The 15,253-nt window shown below is 55.3% G+C and carries 15 protein-coding genes; 7 read left to right on the top strand and 8 right to left on the bottom strand.

Annotated elements, in window-relative coordinates; genetic code table 11:
* Nucleotides 1-13 precede the first annotated feature (13 nt).
* The gene (locus tag ABIE61_RS11065; protein WP_354409452.1) at nt 14-499 is read left to right on the top strand and encodes an asparaginase domain-containing protein; all 486 of its coding nucleotides are present in this window, start codon (nt 14-16) and stop codon (nt 497-499) included.
* Entirely contained in the window at nt 496-2,238 is a 1,743-nt protein-coding gene (gene ggt / locus ABIE61_RS11060) for a gamma-glutamyltransferase (protein ID WP_354409449.1), read from the top strand. Before ABIE61_RS11065 ends, ggt begins: the two co-directional genes overlap by 4 nt.
* Nucleotides 2,239-2,257: 19 nt before the next feature.
* On the opposite strand, the gene spoT is transcribed toward ggt, so the two are convergent.
* From spoT to ABIE61_RS11030, 6 genes are all read right to left on the bottom strand, one after another.
* Complete coding sequence (gene spoT / locus ABIE61_RS11055; RefSeq protein ID WP_354409446.1) at nt 2,258-4,381, bottom strand: bifunctional GTP diphosphokinase/guanosine-3',5'-bis pyrophosphate 3'-pyrophosphohydrolase; 2,124 nt, start codon at nt 4,379-4,381, stop codon at nt 2,258-2,260.
* An 81-nt stretch (nt 4,382-4,462) separates the two neighbouring features.
* Nucleotides 4,463-4,675, bottom strand: a complete 213-nt coding sequence (gene rpoZ, locus ABIE61_RS11050) for a DNA-directed RNA polymerase subunit omega (protein ID WP_091826252.1) — start codon at nt 4,673-4,675, stop codon at nt 4,463-4,465.
* Nucleotides 4,676-4,731: 56 nt separating this feature from the next.
* Complete coding sequence (gene gmk, locus ABIE61_RS11045; protein ID WP_091826250.1) at nt 4,732-5,358, bottom strand: guanylate kinase; 627 nt, start codon at nt 5,356-5,358, stop codon at nt 4,732-4,734.
* An 87-nt stretch (nt 5,359-5,445) separates the two neighbouring features.
* Nucleotides 5,446-6,729, bottom strand: coding sequence for a TRAP transporter large permease (locus tag ABIE61_RS11040; RefSeq protein ID WP_354409443.1), 1,284 nt, complete (start codon nt 6,727-6,729; stop codon nt 5,446-5,448).
* Between the two features lie 37 nt (nt 6,730-6,766).
* Nucleotides 6,767-7,339 carry a TRAP transporter small permease gene (locus tag ABIE61_RS11035; protein ID WP_091826246.1) on the bottom strand — a complete coding sequence of 191 codons (573 nt, stop codon included), beginning with the start codon at nt 7,337-7,339 and terminating at the stop codon, nt 6,767-6,769.
* 60 nt (nt 7,340-7,399) lie between these two features.
* A complete protein-coding gene (locus tag ABIE61_RS11030; protein WP_354409440.1) occupies nt 7,400-8,419 on the bottom strand; it encodes a TRAP transporter substrate-binding protein in 1,020 nt (339 codons plus the stop codon).
* Between the two features lie 357 nt (nt 8,420-8,776).
* On the opposite strand from ABIE61_RS11030, the gene ABIE61_RS11025 reads away from it, so the two are divergent.
* Genes ABIE61_RS11025 through ABIE61_RS11015 form a run of 3 tightly spaced genes read left to right on the top strand, consistent with a single transcriptional unit; the run spans nt 8,777 to nt 11,733 of the window.
* Nucleotides 8,777-10,099, top strand: coding sequence for a DASH family cryptochrome (locus ABIE61_RS11025; protein ID WP_354409437.1), 1,323 nt, complete (start codon nt 8,777-8,779; stop codon nt 10,097-10,099).
* Nucleotides 10,092-11,603 (top strand): cryptochrome/deoxyribodipyrimidine photo-lyase family protein, encoded by a 1,512-nt coding sequence (locus tag ABIE61_RS11020; RefSeq protein ID WP_354409434.1) that lies wholly within the window; start codon nt 10,092-10,094, stop codon nt 11,601-11,603. Before ABIE61_RS11025 ends, ABIE61_RS11020 begins: the two co-directional genes overlap by 8 nt.
* Nucleotides 11,545-11,733, top strand: a complete 189-nt coding sequence (locus ABIE61_RS11015; protein WP_354409431.1) for a DUF2256 domain-containing protein — start codon at nt 11,545-11,547, stop codon at nt 11,731-11,733. The genes ABIE61_RS11020 and ABIE61_RS11015 overlap by 59 nt, the downstream gene beginning before the upstream one ends.
* Before the next feature lie 3 nt (nt 11,734-11,736).
* Here the strand turns inward: ABIE61_RS11015 and ABIE61_RS11010 are convergent, their stop codons facing one another.
* Nucleotides 11,737-12,600 carry a YicC/YloC family endoribonuclease gene (locus ABIE61_RS11010; RefSeq protein WP_354409428.1) on the bottom strand — a complete coding sequence of 288 codons (864 nt, stop codon included), beginning with the start codon at nt 12,598-12,600 and terminating at the stop codon, nt 11,737-11,739.
* 95 nt (nt 12,601-12,695) lie between these two features.
* On the opposite strand from ABIE61_RS11010, the gene rph reads away from it, so the two are divergent.
* Entirely contained in the window at nt 12,696-13,466 is a 771-nt protein-coding gene (gene rph, locus ABIE61_RS11005; protein ID WP_277987736.1) for a ribonuclease PH, read from the top strand.
* A gap of 37 nt (nt 13,467-13,503) precedes the next feature.
* On the opposite strand, the gene ABIE61_RS11000 is transcribed toward rph, so the two are convergent.
* Nucleotides 13,504-14,277, bottom strand: a complete 774-nt coding sequence (locus tag ABIE61_RS11000; RefSeq protein ID WP_091826237.1) for an exodeoxyribonuclease III — start codon at nt 14,275-14,277, stop codon at nt 13,504-13,506.
* 169 nt (nt 14,278-14,446) lie between these two features.
* Between ABIE61_RS11000 and pyrE the strand changes: the two genes are divergently transcribed.
* Nucleotides 14,447-15,094, top strand: coding sequence for an orotate phosphoribosyltransferase (gene pyrE / locus ABIE61_RS10995; protein WP_354409425.1), 648 nt, complete (start codon nt 14,447-14,449; stop codon nt 15,092-15,094).
* Nucleotides 15,095-15,253 lie beyond the last annotated feature (159 nt).

Raw genomic sequence — 15,253 nt, 5'->3', positions numbered from 1 at the left:
CTACAGGCATCCAATGCAGATCAAGATTCTGACAATCGGGGGCACAATCGACAAGGTCTACTACGATGCACTGAGTGACTATCGTATCGGTGAGCCGGCGGCGACAGAACTGCTGGCACAGGCCGGTGTGAGTTGCCAATACAGCATCGAAAGCCTGCTGCGCAAGGACAGCCTTGAAATGGATGCACATGACCGGGCGCTGATTCGTGACCATATTGAAGCCGATACCTGCCGACATATCGTCATTACACACGGTACCGACACCATGGTTGATACAGCCCGTGCCCTGCAGGCGCTGAATGACCGCACCATCGTCCTCACCGGCGCCATGCAACCGGCCCGATTTCGCGACAGTGATGCGGCCTTCAATCTGGGAGGAGCCGTGGCCTTGGCCCAGACGCTGCCTGCGGGGGTCTACATCTTTATGAACGGACGTGTTTTCAACCCTGAGCACACCATCAAGAATCGTGCAGCCGGACAATTTCAGGTGTCTACATGAGCATTTTTCGCCAAGCAATTATCGCCCTGCTGGCTTTGCAGATCCCTTTCCTCTGGGCTGCTGATGAGTCAATCGCACCGGAAAGCGCTACCGGCTGGCAACACCCCCAGCGCGTCATCGCTGAGGATTCGCTGGTGGTCACGGCTCACCCACTGGCGACTGAAGCGGGCTTTGATATGCTCCGCCAGGGCGGCACCGCTGTGGATGCAGCCATCGCTGTTCAGGCAATGCTGACCCTGGTCGAGCCCCAGTCTTCTGGCCTTGGTGGCGGTGCCTTTCTGCTCTACTGGGACCAGTCCAGCCAAACACTGCACGCCTATGATGGCCGTGAAACCGCCCCGGCTGACGTCACTGAAAATCTCTTCCTGCAATCTGACGGTAGCACTATGCCATGGCATGAAGCGCTTGTTGGCGGGCGCTCAGTTGGGGTTCCGGGAGTATTGCGGATGCTTGAACTGGCCCATCAGCGCCATGGCAGACTGGACTGGTCGATGCTGTTTGACGCCAGCATTGCCCGTGCCGAGCAGGGGTTCCATATCGGTAACCGGTTACACAAACTGATCTCAGACAGAGTCAATCCCGGGCTGGATCGCTATGCGGCCAGTCGCCAGTACTTTTTTGACCACTCCGGTGCGCCGCTGCCTGCCGGAGCTCTGCTGCGTAACCCTGAACTGGCCGAATCGTTGCGACTGATCGCCGCCCAAGGGGCGGACGCCCTGTATCACGGTCCGATTGCAGACCAGATTCTAACCAGCATATCCGAGGCTAAAGACAACCCGGGCATGATCAGCCGAACGGATCTGGCGAGCTATGTTGCACGGGAACGCAAGCCGATATGTTTGCCCTATCGCGAATACCGTGTCTGTGGCTTTCCACCACCGACTTCGGGTGGTGTGACGCTGCTGCAAATACTGGGCCTGCTGCAGCACACTCCGTTGGCTGCACTGCCTCACGACAGTAGTGGCTTTGCTCATCTGTTTACCCAGGCCAGCCGCCTGGCCTATGCCGACCGGGGTCGCTACCTGGCTGACCCGGACTTTGTGGAGGTCCCAACAGCGGCGCTCCTCGATTCCACATACTTGCGCCAGCGCGCCAGCCTGATCAGCTCTGAGCACGACATGGGGCAGGCCCAGCCAGGCCAGCCAGTGGAACTGACCCGTGCCGATGACCGCTCGCCCGAGTTGCCGTCAACCAGCCACTTCGTCATTCGAGACAGATATGGCAACCTGCTGTCGATGACCAGCAGTATTGAGATGGCATTCGGCTCGACCCTGATGGCAGGGGGCTTTCTGCTCAACAATCAGCTCACTGACTTTTCCTTTATCCCCGAGATCAACGGCGTGCCAGTGGCTAACCGGGTTGAACCAGGCAAGCGCCCACGCAGCTCAATGGCACCGGTGATGGTATTCAACGCCGATAATCGCCCGATCGCTGCGCTCGGCTCTCCTGGTGGCAGTCGTATCATCAACTATGTGGCACAAACTCTCCTGCTGATGCTGCATACCAATATGTCACTGCAGGATATCCTCTACCAGCCCAATATAAGTAACCGTAACGGCGATACCGAACTGGAGGAAGCCACCTCCGCCGAGCAACTGCTGTTCGAGCTCAGGGATATGGGGCATCGCGTAAGCATTCGGGAACTCAACAGCGGAGTACACGCCATTCGTCAACGGTCCGATGGTCGCTGGGAGTCGGGGGTCGATCCGCGCCGCGAGGGAAAGGCACTGGGACGCTGAACTATCAGCCAGCCATATGTTACTGGCGGTTAATGTGATTGACTGAACGCAGGCTGCGCAGCTTGCGAATCACCCGTGCCAGATGCACACGGTTGTAAACCGTCAGCTCCATGTTCACGCTGAACAGCTGACCATCACGCTCGCCACTGTCGATTTTAAGCAGGTTGGCACCCATACTGGCAGCGGCCGTCGCCAGGTTGGCAATGATGCCGCGCTGGGATTCAACCTCAAGGAAAAGCCCGACCACAAATTCTTCTTCGTTGCTTTGTGGTGCTGACCACTCCAGATAGATGGTTTTTTCGGGGTTATCACGCAGGTAACCTATGTTGCGACAGTCGGTACGATGTACCACAAGCCCACGACCACTGCTGATATGCCCGATGATGCTGTCTCCGGGAATGGGGTGGCAGCAGCGGGCATACTGCATGACCATCCCCTCAGCACCCCGAATAGCCAGAGGCCGGCCCTGTTCAGTCAACCCAGGGTCCTGCTCAACATGCTCGGCAGGGCGCAGACGGCGCGCTACCACATACGCCATGCGGTTGCCCATGCCGATATCTTCCAGCAGGTCATCCAGCTGCTTGAACTCAGCCTCGTCCAGCAGCTGCGCCAACTGATCAGGGTCAATGTCATCAAGGCTTGCACCGTAGTTGCCCAAAAACTGGCTCAACAATCGACGCCCCAATTCGATCGATTCATTGCGTTGTTGATTCTTCAGAAAGTGTCGGATGCTGGTGCGTGCCTTGCCGGTCACCACAAAATTGAGCCATGCCATGTTCGGTTGGGCCCGCGGCGTAGTGATGATTTCGACCGTTTGACCGCTTTCCAGAGGTTCCGACAGTGGCGCCAGGCGACGGTTGATACGGCAGGAAACACAGGAGTTACCCACGTCCGTATGCACGGCGTAGGCAAAGTCGACCGGTGTTGCGCCACGCGGCAACTCCAAAATCCGCCCTTTGGGGGTGAAGATGTAGACCTCGTCCGGGAACAGGTCTTTTTTCACGCTCTCGATAAATTCCATCGAGTCACCGGCACTTTGCTGCATCTCCAGCAGCCCCTGTACCCATTTACGAGCACGGTTGTAAGAACCCAGTGCGCTTTCAGTACTACCCTTGACCTTGTAATGACTGTGTTCGGCAATCCCCTGGCTGGCGACCGCATCCATGTCACGGGTACGGATCTGTACCTCGATGGTCATGCCCCGGGCGCCAAACAGCACCGTGTGCAACGACTGGTAACCATTGGCCTTGGGAATGGCAATATAATCCTTGAAGCAACCAGGTACCGGCTTGTACAGGTTGTGCACGGCCCCCAGAATACGGTAACAGTCATCAACGCTGCCGGTCACAATCCGAAAGGCAAACACATCCATAATGTCGGCGAACGCCTTACGCTGTACCTTCATTTTGCGATAGATGCTGTAGAGGTGTTTCTCGCGACCGGATACACTTCCGCTGAGCCCTTCCTGATCCAGCCGGGCCTGGATCGATTCTCGCACCTGTTCAATGATATCCTTGCGCTGTCCGCGCGCATGAACAACTGCGCGCCGAATGCGCTTGGCTCGCATCGGGTAATAGGACTGGAATGCCAGATCCTCCAGTTCAACCTGCAGGTCTCGCATACCCAGACGCGCGGCAATGGGTGCATAAATATCGAGGGTTTCGCGGGCAATACGACGCTGTTTGTCAGGCCGCATGGCACCGAGGGTACGCATGTTGTGCAGCCGATCTGCCAACTTGACCAGAATGACGCGGATATCTTCCGCCATCGCCAACACCATTTTCTGGAAATTCTCGGCCTGGGCTTCCGCCTTGGTCTCGAACTCCAGATGGGTCAGCTTGGAGACGCCATCGACAATATCCGCTACAGAGGAGCCGAACTGCCCCTCAATGCCCGCATATTCGATCTCGGTGTCTTCGATTACATCGTGCAACATAGCCGCCATCAAGCTTTGATGGTCCATGTGCATCCCGGCCAGTACATTGGCTACGGCCAGTGGATGAGTCACATAGGGTTCGCCGCTTTTACGGCGCTGACCATCGTGGGCCTGCTCGGCATAGAAATAGGCGCGACGCACCCGAGCAATCTGTTCCTGTGTCAGATACTCTTCGAGGCGATGTGAAAGGGCATCAATGGTCGGCATCTATCACTCCGTCAGGCCAAGGCTGGCACTTGGGCCAGCCATATACCCTGATGATGCCGTATTACGCGTGCGGGGGAAAGATCAGCGCTGTACCTGCTCATCCAGCACGCTGCGATCGACCAGTTTTTCAGCGATTTCACGCAGGGCAACAACGGTGGGCTTGTCGTTTTCCCAATCGACCTTGGGGTCCTTGCCGCCAACTGCGATCTGGCGTGCACGCTTAGATGCGATCATCACCAATTCAAAACGGTTTTCGACATTTTCCAGACAATCTTCAACGGTTACTCGTGCCATTGCGGACCTCAGACAGGGTTGGAGCCAGAGAAAAGACCGATAAGTCTACGGGGGTTTCAGCGTTCAGACAAGAGCTCACTCAGCAGTTCAGCCTGCAACTGCTGCTGCACCTCCTGCCGCAACCGCCGTGCCTTGAAAAGACTGGCAAGCTGATCGAGTGCAACTTCGAACCGGTCGTTAATCACCAGATAGTCATACTCCGGGTAGTGGCTCATTTCGCTTACTGCAGCAGACATCCGTCCGGCGATGATGGCATCACTGTCCTGACCCCGGTTGGTCAGTCGCTCACGCAGAGCGGCTCGGCTGGGAGGCAGAATGAAAACCGTTACCGCTTCGGGCATCAAACGTCTGACCTGCTCGGCACCCTGCCAGTCAATTTCAAGGATTACATCCTGCCCTGCAGCCAGCTGCTCACGCACCCACTGCTGGGAGGTGCCGTATTTGTTGCCGAACACTTCGGCATACTCAAGAAACTGGCCCTGCTCGATCAGCTCGTTGAATGCATCCATGCTGACAAAATTGTAATCCTGGCCACCCACTTCACCAGGACGCCTTGCCCGGGTGGTATGGGATACCGATACCACCAGTTGGGGGTCCTGCTCCAGCAGAGCCTTGACCAGGCTGGTCTTGCCAGCGCCAGAGGGAGCCGAAAGAATGTACAGTGTGCCTGCGAGCTGAGTCATTGCCTGTTGTCCCGATGTCATCCTGATTGCGAACCGAAACTATAGCACGCAGCTCCAGACTGACCCAGCACCCTGCTTCCAATACCCTCAGCCAAACGCCAGGTCACGCAGGAACAGAGAGATCTGCGGGAAGATGATCAGCAAGGCCGCAGCCAGTATCAGCATGAAGACAAAAGGAGGAGTGCCTTTGATCACTTCAATATAGGGACGCCGGAATATGGCGATCGCGGTGAATATATCGCAGCCAAACGGCGGGGTAGCGGAACCAATGGCCACCTGCAGCGTAATCAACACCCCAACCAGCACAGGATCAAGCCCTGCCGAAGCGACCAGCGGGGCAAAGATCGGCACCAGTACCAGAATCACCACGATCGGATCGACAAACATGCAGCCGATAAAAAACGCTATACAGATCGCGATCAGCACCCCTGAAGGGCTGGCATCGGCCAGCCCCAGTGAGGCGATAATGGTTTGGGGTATCTGCGCGAAGGAGATGATCCAGGAAAAGGCCGCTCCGGCCGCCACCAGAATGAACACAACCGCCGTGATAAGACCGGTCGACTTGGCAATCTTGTACAGCTCAGCGGGTTTGAGAGCCCTGAACACGATGAATTCGAGGAGTACGGCATAGAGGACACACACAGCTGCCGCTTCGGTCGGGCTGAATATACCGCCATAGATACCGCCCACAATGATGACCGGAAAGCCCAAGGGCCAAATCGCTTTGCGCACGGCCTGCCAGCGCTCGGGCCAGCTGGCCTTTTCCTCTGTGGGCACTCGGTTAATGCAGGCATAGATATAACTGTAAAGTGCAAACATGCCAAGAATCAGCAAACCCGGCCCGACACCTGCGATAAACAGTTCAGAAATTGAGGTGTTGGATACCACACCATAGATGATCATGCCGATGCTGGGGGGGATAAGGAAAGCGATATCGCTGGCGTTGATGATCAGCGCCAGCACGAAGCTGTCTTTGTAGCCTGCCTTGAGCATTTTAGGGCGCAGAGGGGAGCCGACGGCGACTACGGTTGCCTGTGTTGAGCCGGAAACAGCTCCGAACAGGGTGCAGGCGGTCGCTGTGCTGATCGCCAGCCCGCCCCGTACGTGGCCAATGAACTTCATCACCATATCGATCAAACGATCAGCCGAGTGCCCTCGGGTCATGATGTCCGCAGCCAGAATAAACATGGGAACTGCGATCAGGGAGGTAGGACGAATGCCGGCCATAAACTGCTGGATCATGAAATCCATCTGATCAAAGCCGCCAAACATGCTGTAAAAACCGATGAAAGCCGCAACTATCAGCGGAATCATCATCGGAAATCCAAGCAGCAACAGCACGATCATGGTACTGACCATAATGGCGGTCATCTATCGACTCCCTTCCGTAGTGGAACCATATACAGCATCAGTTGCGGTCATACCCATCTCTCACTTCTGTCGATAGATACACCGCATCAGAGGAAACCAAATTTTTAAGTGCCGTCAGCAGATACTGAACCCCAGTCACGCTCAGTCCGACTGGCACCCACAGAAAAATCCACCATACCGGTACCTGCAAAGATGAAAGTACCCGTCCGGAACTGGCTACCGAACCGATGTAACGAATGGAAAAGAAAGCCAGTGCAAACATCACCAGCGACGTCACCAGCGCAATCAGCATCATCAGCCAACGTCTGCCGCCCGCCGGCAGCACATCAAACAGGGCCGACATGCGAATGTGACGCCCATGGCGTGCGGCATAGCCAATCCCCGCAAAGGTGATCATGACGATCAGAATGCGGTTCACTTCTTCGGTAAAGAAGAAGCTGTGCTGAAATACAAACCGTCCAACCACATTCGCGACGGTATTCAGTGCCATCAGCAACACTCCGGCACCCAGAATGAATGCCTCGGCACGCCCAAGCCAGCGATCCAGATACCCGAGAGGTCCGGGCAGAGCTGAAACAGGCTTACTCGATATATCAGTGTCAGCGGACATCCAGCCCTCCACTCAGCGATCAGCCAAGGGAGAGCCAAAGCCCTCCCTTGTTCATCACGGTTATTCAGCGGTTGCCGCTTCCAGATCCTGCTTGAACTGCTCCAGCAAGGCCTTGCCGCTGTCGCCTGTCATTTCGATGTATTTGGCTTCAACCTCTTTGGCTGCGGCACGGAAAGGCGCGCGCTGCTCCTCTGTCAGGCGCACGACCTCAATCTCGGGCTTCTGCTCAAGAATTTTCTCCAGTGACCGCTCACTGAGCCCCTTCTGGTACTCCATGATATGGTCGAACGCCACGTCCATCGCTTCATGTATCAGGGCTTGATCAGCCTCTGGCAGTCCATCAAAGAAGCGCTTGTTGGCCATCACGGCAGTGGTGAAGTTGTTATGGCCTGTAAAGGTAATCACGTCACTGACTTCATACATCTTGGCTGACTCAACCCAGAACAAGGGGTTTTCCTGTCCCTGGATGATGTTGGTCTGCAATCCGCCATACACCTCACCCCAGGCCAGTGGAGTGGGCGTTGCACCGAATGCCTTGTAGGACTCCACCAACAGCGGGTTGGTCATGACACGGATTTTGACGCCGTTAAGGTCAGCTGGCTTTTCAAACGGTTCCTGAGTGGTAATGACCACTTCACCTTCGGGAAACATTTTCAGCAATTCAAGGCCATGCTGTGCATAGATTTCCTTGAAGTCTTCATTGATCGCCTTGCTGTTGCGGAAAAAACTGTCCAGTGCTTCATGAGTTTCCGGCAACAGATAGGGAATGAAGAACACTTGAGCTTCGGGAATCAGAGAGCCGGTAAAACCCGGAGACTGATCAACAAACTGCAGCAGTCCTGCCTGGGCCTGTTCCATGGTATCGGCAGACTCCCCCAACGTACCGTAGGGAAACAGCTGGATATTGTGGTCGGAGTTGGCTTCGATATGCTCCTTGAACTTGGTGGCATAGACACCCTGTACATCGGTAATGGCCTCCTCGAAAGCGTATCGCCAAGTTGCCGCCTGAGCTGTAGCGGCCGTTCCGAGTGTTGCCAGAGCCACCGTACAGGCGCCTACCAGTGTCTTGAGCTTGTGCATGATTTTGGTCTCCAATCCAGGGTTCGCAAAACGAGTGCTCGGCCAGATTATGGGTCCGAGGCACCGCCGCTCCCGTTACAGAATAGTTCCTTTTTAAATACTTAGCACATCTAAGCATCTTAACGCAAAAACAGGCCCCCTCTGTTGAGAGGCCCATACCCCCACCCAAAAAACCGCGAAAAATCGGCAAAAACTTAACTAAAAAACAACAAAAAACCTAATTGCGTTCTTTTTAAAGAAATGAAATTCCATCGAACAATGGCGTAATTTTCACAATTTTCGTTTCGTTCCTCATTGTATCGGATCTGACTTGGGTGCCATTTCGTACAGAACAAGGCTTTGGATGGAGAACATACAGTGAGCCTTACACTTTACTGGATAACCCAGGATCTGCGACTGGACGACAACCCGGCATTGCTCAAGGCCGTTGAGGACAGTACGGAGCTTGTATGTGTTTATTGTCTGGACAACCAATGGCGGCAACCTGATCGCTATCAGAGCCTGCCCATGGGCAGGCATCGCAGAGCGTTTCTCCAGCAAAGCCTGCTGCAGCTGGATCATGCATTGGCACTCAAGGGTCAGCGACTGCTGTTGTTGGAGGGTGACCCGGTTGAAAAACTGCTTTGGCTGGTGCGCGAACTGAAGCCCGAACGACTGGTGGTGAGCGAACAGGTTGGCCTGTACGAACAGCGACAGATCAACCGCGTCCGGGCCGCCCTGACCGAGATTGAGATTCTGTTAGTTTGCTGTCATACCCTGTTCAGCCCGGAGCAGCTGCCCTTTACACTGACACAGCTGCCAGACCAGTTCACACCCTTTCGCCATCAACTTGAAGCCGGACCCGATCCCACCAGCGCGGTTTCCGCCCCTGCAGCATTGCCACCCCCTCCGCATGGATTGCCCGGGGGTATGCTTCTGATGCCATCTATGGAGCTGCGGGACACTGCCTTTCGTGGCGGATGTACCGAGGCCATGGCACACTTGGAGCACTATTTCAGCCAGTCTCATGCCTCGATTTACAAACAGACCCGTAATGCGCTTCAGGGCTGGAGCAACAGCACCCGTTTCAGTCCCTGGCTAGCCAATGGCTGCCTGTCGCCACGTCGCATTCTGAGTCGACTGAAAGCCTACGAGCAGGCACAAGGCAGCAACGAGTCAACCTACTGGATCGGCTTTGAACTGCTTTGGCGCGAGTATTTCCAGTGGTATGCACTCAAGCACCGGGCGCGCCTGTTCGCACGCAGTGGCATAGCCACACGGACACCCCTGACCAGCTTTTATCCCGAACGTTTCAGGCGGTGGTGCCAGGGCACGACCCCCTGGCCACTGGTCAATGCCTGTATGCGTGAGCTCAACGTCACCGGCTTTATCTCCAACCGTGGGCGTCAGATTGCCGCCAGTTGTCTGGTAAACGAGCTCAACATCGACTGGCGCTACGGTGCGGCCTGGTTCCAGCAGCAACTGATTGACCACGATGTAGCCAGCAACTGGGGCAACTGGCAGTATATTGCCGGTGTTGGCGCCGATCCCCGCGGCGGACGCCACTTCAACCTTGCGCGTCAGGCTGAACAGTTCGACCCCGATGGGGAGTATGTCAGCCGCTGGGCGCCGGAAACCGCCAGCAGTGCTCTCGACAGCCGCGACGCCGCCGACTGGCCTGTTTGGGTTCGTCATGACTGAGCGCAGGGCCATCAATGTAGTATGGTTCAAGCGCGATCTGCGCCTGCAGGACCACGCTCCGCTGCTCAGTGCCATTGAGACCGGTCTGCCAACCCTGCTGATGTTTATGGTTGAGCCATCTCAACTGCAGAACCCTCATCTGAGCCTGCGTCACTGGCGCTTCATGCACGAATCAATCCGGGACATGAATCGACAGCTGGCAGCCGCCTGCAGCAAGGCCGAAGTCACGCTGATGCATGGGGAGTGCATCGAGGTGATGGCGCGCCTGCAGCAACGGTATGCTATCCAAAACGTGTTCAGTCACGAGGAAAGCGGGGATGCCAGTACCTTTTCCCGCGACAGAACCCTTAAGCACTGGTGCACTGAGCAGGGCATTCACTGGCGGGAGTTTCCCAGCAACGCAGTCATGCGCGGCTGTTTCAATCGCGGCAACTGGGACACACACTGGAAAGCTGTGATGCGTGCCCCCGTGCTTGATCCGACCCTGGCTCGGCTGCAGACAGTGTCTTTACCGCCCTCCTGGCACTGGCAGCCACCCGACAGCTGGTTACTGGCTGACCCCGCTTTTCAATGCGGTGGAGAGTCCGCAGCACAGGCTTGGTTGAACGAGTTCTTCGAGTTTCGTGGCAAGGAGTATGTCGCAGCCATTTCAAGCCCTTCACTCAGCCGCACAGGGTGCTCCCGCCTTTCACCCTATCTTGCCTTCGGTAACCTGAGTCTGCGTCAGGTCTATCAGAGGCTGCTGGCACACTGGCACACGCCCGGGTGGCGTCGCAGCCTGAGTGCACTGGCTTCCCGTCTGCACTGGCATTGCCATTTCATTCAGAAATTCGAAACCGAATGCGCCATGGAGTTTCGTCCGGTCAACAAGGCCTATCTGGATTTTCCCTATCGACATGATGAGCAGGTCGAGGCTGATTTCAACGCCTGGTTCAATGGGCAGACTGGCTACCCCCTGGTTGATGCGTGCATGCGTTGTCTGCATGCAACCGGTTACATCAACTTCCGCATGCGTGCCATGCTGGTGAGCTTTCTCTGCCACCAGCTCAACATTGACTGGAAACGGGGCGTGAAGCCACTGGCCAGACTGTTTCTCGATTACGAACCCGGCATTCATTACCCCCAGTTCCAGATGCAGGCGGGCGTTACCGGGATCAATACCATTCGCATCTATAACCCGGTTCTGCAGTCGCAAGAGCAAGACCCGAACGGCGTGTTCATCCGTCAATGGGTTCCCGAACTGAATGGACTACCTGACGATCTACTGCACACTCCCTGGGAAATGACACCGATGGAGGAGCAGATGTTTCAGTTACACATCGGTACTGATTATCCTGCCCCGCTGGTTGAACTGAAGACCACGGCAGCCGCTGCCCGTGAGCGCTTGTGGCAGTGGCGTAACCGGCCCGAAGTACAGACCGAAGCCCGCCGCCTGCTGCGTCGGCATGTTCGCAACCCCGGCAAACCGACAGGACGCAAACATGCACAAAAGGCATCTGCCTGAGAAAATCTGCCGTGGCTGCAACCGCCCGTTCAGTTGGAGACGCAAGTGGGCGCGCTGCTGGGATGAAGTGGTCTACTGCTCCGAACGCTGCAGACGCAACCGCAAACACCCTGTCGACAAAAGCAGCTGAGGCTTATTCGATATTCTGGATCTGTTCTCGCATCTGCTCGATCATAACCTTCAGCTCTACCGCACTGCGCGTAGTGGCCGCGACTATCGACTTGGAAGACAGTGTATTTGCCTCCCGATTCAGCTCCTGCATCAGGAAATCCAGCCGCCGTCCAACTGGACCTTTTTGTTTTAGCACACGGCGGACCTCCTGCACATGTGTCTGCAAGCGGTCAGTCTCTTCATCCACATCCGCCTTCTGCGCAATTAATACAATTTCTTGCTCAAGGCGCGCGGCATCCAACTCTGCACTAAGCTCCGTTAGCCGGGAACGCAAATTGTCACGCTGTCCCTGCAGGATCTTCGGCATCAGGGTACGTACGTCCGACGTAATCTGCTCAATGGCAGTAAGCCGCTGCTGAATCAGCTCGGCCAGTTCAGTGCCTTCACGCTCACGTCCGGCAACCAGATCCTTCAACGCCTGTGAAAACAAGAGCACTGCCTGGGCCCTGACCTCTGACATATCGATCGTTGATTCCTGCAGCACACCAGGCCAAGCCATTACCTCCATGGGGTTGATCGGCTGCGACTCTGGGATCAATTCGCTGACTTGGGTTAACGCTGATATGACCTCTTGAGCACGCACCTGATCAATGTGCATCGACTCAGTACTACGCTCCGGAATAAAGCGCAACGTGCACTCTACCTTGCCTCTACTCAACAGCTGACGCAGCTGTTCACGAAGTTTGCCCTCAATATCGCGCAAGGATTCCGGTAAACGGAAATGCGGCTCCAGATAGCGATGATTCACCGATCGCAGTTCCCAAATGAGGGTCCCCCAAGATTGTTGCTGCTCTTGGCGGGTAAAGGCGGTCATGCTTCGTGTCATAATCAGGCGATCTCTATTAGAATTGCTACCTGATCCATTTTAACAGTCATCGGCCAGTCCTGCGCGGGCCATGACAGCGACCAAGGGTAGGTAACATGAGTTCCAGCTTCTCCGAACAGATACAGAACCTCGGGCTGAACAAAATGCGTCCAAGCGGCCGACAAGCGGACCAGATGCGTGATATACGCATCACCCGCAATTTCACTCGCCACGCAGAAGGTTCTGTTCTGGTGGAGTTTGGTGATACCAAGGTGATCTGTACCGCTACTGTGGACCGCGGTGTTCCACGTTTCCTTCGCGGCAGTGGTTCAGGTTGGGTTACCGCCGAATATGGCATGCTACCCCGCTCAACCAACACTCGCTCCGACCGCGAAGCCGCCCGCGGCAAGCAGACAGGTCGTACCATTGAAATTCAGCGCCTAATCGGTCGTTCCCTCAGGGCAGCGCTTGATCTTAAAAAGCTAGGCGAGAACACTATCACTATAGACTGTGATGTCATTCAGGCGGATGGCGGCACGCGCACGGCTTCAATTACCGGAGCCTGCGTGGCCCTGATGGATGCCATTAACGTACTGAAGAAGGACAAAAACGGCGCCATGAAGGGTAACCCCGTCAAGCAGATGATCGCTGCCGTATCCGTGGGTATTTACAGAGGTGAAGCAGTGCTGGATCTGGACTATGCCGAAGACTCAGCAGCGGAAACGGACATGAACGTCATCATGACTGAAGCGGGCGGTTTCATTGAAGTGCAGGGAACTGCAGAGGGTGCCCCCTACTCTCAGGAGGAGCTGAACGCAATGCTGGATCTGGCTCGCAAGGGCATTTCCGAGCTGGTTGAACTGCAAAAGCAGGCACTGGCAGGCTGAACAGCAAGCCGCCGGTTTTACTGCCGGCGGCTTGCTGTCAGATATCGATGTCGTAATCGATTGTCAGGGGCGCGTGCTCCGAGAACCGTTGGTCACGGTAAATCCGCGCATTTTTTACAACCTTGCGCAGGTTTGCCGTTGTAATCTGATAATCCAAACGCGCACCTTCGTTCAGCGACCAGGCACGGTTATAGTCGGGCCACCATGTAAACTGTCGCTCAGCTTTATTAACCTCCCTGAAAGCATCGACATAGCCCATCTCATCCAGGACCTCTTCAATCCAGGTCCGCTCTTCTGCGAGAAAGCCCGATACTCGCTGATTAACATACCAATTGCTCAGGTCGACTGGTCTGTGGGCAATATTGAAGGTTCCAGCGAAGATAAACTCTCTGCGTTTTCGCAGCGTTTTCTTCAGGTGCCCCATGAGCAGCTCCAAATACTCCATTTTTCCTGCCTGAGCTTCTTCACTGCGCAGACCGGAAGGGATGGTCATCGAGCTGACGCTGACCTTATCAAAGTCTGCCTGAATAAAGCGACCGTTGAAATCGCACTGCTCAAAGCCAAGACCAGTCATGATCGCCTTCGGCAGATGCCGTGTATAGATGGCTACACCACTGAAGCCATCTTCGAAAGCGTCAAAAAAATACGCATGATATCCATCCGGATGGTAGCGATCACCATCAAGCTGGTACTCTTTTGCCTTGAGATTCTGCAGACACACCACATCAGCATCCTGCTGGGCCATCCAGTCAAAAAAGCCATTATCTGCTGCCTGTTCAATACCCTGAGTATTGAAGGTAATAACACGCATACTGTCTTTGCCCCGTGAGCGTATTCGAACGAATCTGGGATGGAAGGTCAAAGCGGAATTGTACCGGCTGCGCACCGGAAATTGAAATTTTTCTACAGGCCTTCTCGTGGATGGGAACAGCCCCAGCAGGTATTATTAGCGCCACACTCACCTGCATGCGGAGAAAAAGATGCTCGACTACAAACGTGATTTTATCGACTTTGCCTTGAAAAAAGAGGTTCTTCGCTTTGGCGAGTTTACCTTGAAGTCAGGTCGTAAGAGCCCCTATTTCTTCAATGCAGGCTTGTTCAATACAGGATCTGCCTTGGCTCAGCTTGGCCGCTTCTATGCTGCAGCACTGCAGAATGCCGGCATTGAATACGACGTGATGCTTGGCCCTGCCTACAAAGGTATTCCTCTGGCAGCCGCCACTTGCGTGGCCCTGGCCAATGAATATGATCTCGATATCCCTTACGTATTCAACCGCAAGGAGGCCAAGGATCATGGTGAAGGTGGTAACCTGGTAGGTGCGCCGCTTACAGGCCGTGTTTTAATCATCGACGATGTAATAACGGCTGGCACAGCCATTCGCGAGGTAATGGCAATCATTGAACAGGCCGGTGCAGCACCTGCCGCAACACTGATTGCTCTGGACCGACAGGAGCGAGGTACAGGCGATTTATCTGCCATTCAGGAAGTGGAACGTGACTATGCCGTGCCGGTCATCAGTATCATCAGTCTTGATGATCTGGTGCAGTACCTGCATGAACAAGGCAACATGCAACAGGAGTTGTCGGCTATTGAAGCCTATCGTGCCGAATATGGTATCAAAGACTGAGTACAACTGAGCTCTCGCAAGCTCAGTGACAGGGAAGTCAGTGACAGAGCCCGCCGCAGGGAATGCGCCGGGCCCTTTCTTTTGCCTGCCGTCTGCCTGTGCTTCGCCCCAATGCAAAAACCCCGGCCTCAACGAGACCGGGGTTTTTGGTATTAAGTG

This window comes from Marinobacterium sp. MBR-111 (genome assembly GCF_040547585.1).
In the GTDB taxonomy this organism is placed as follows: Bacteria; Pseudomonadota; Gammaproteobacteria; order Pseudomonadales; family Balneatricaceae; genus Marinobacterium; species Marinobacterium iners.
Note: the sequence above shows the minus strand (reverse complement) of the source record. Positions and strands in the feature narration are given on the sequence as shown.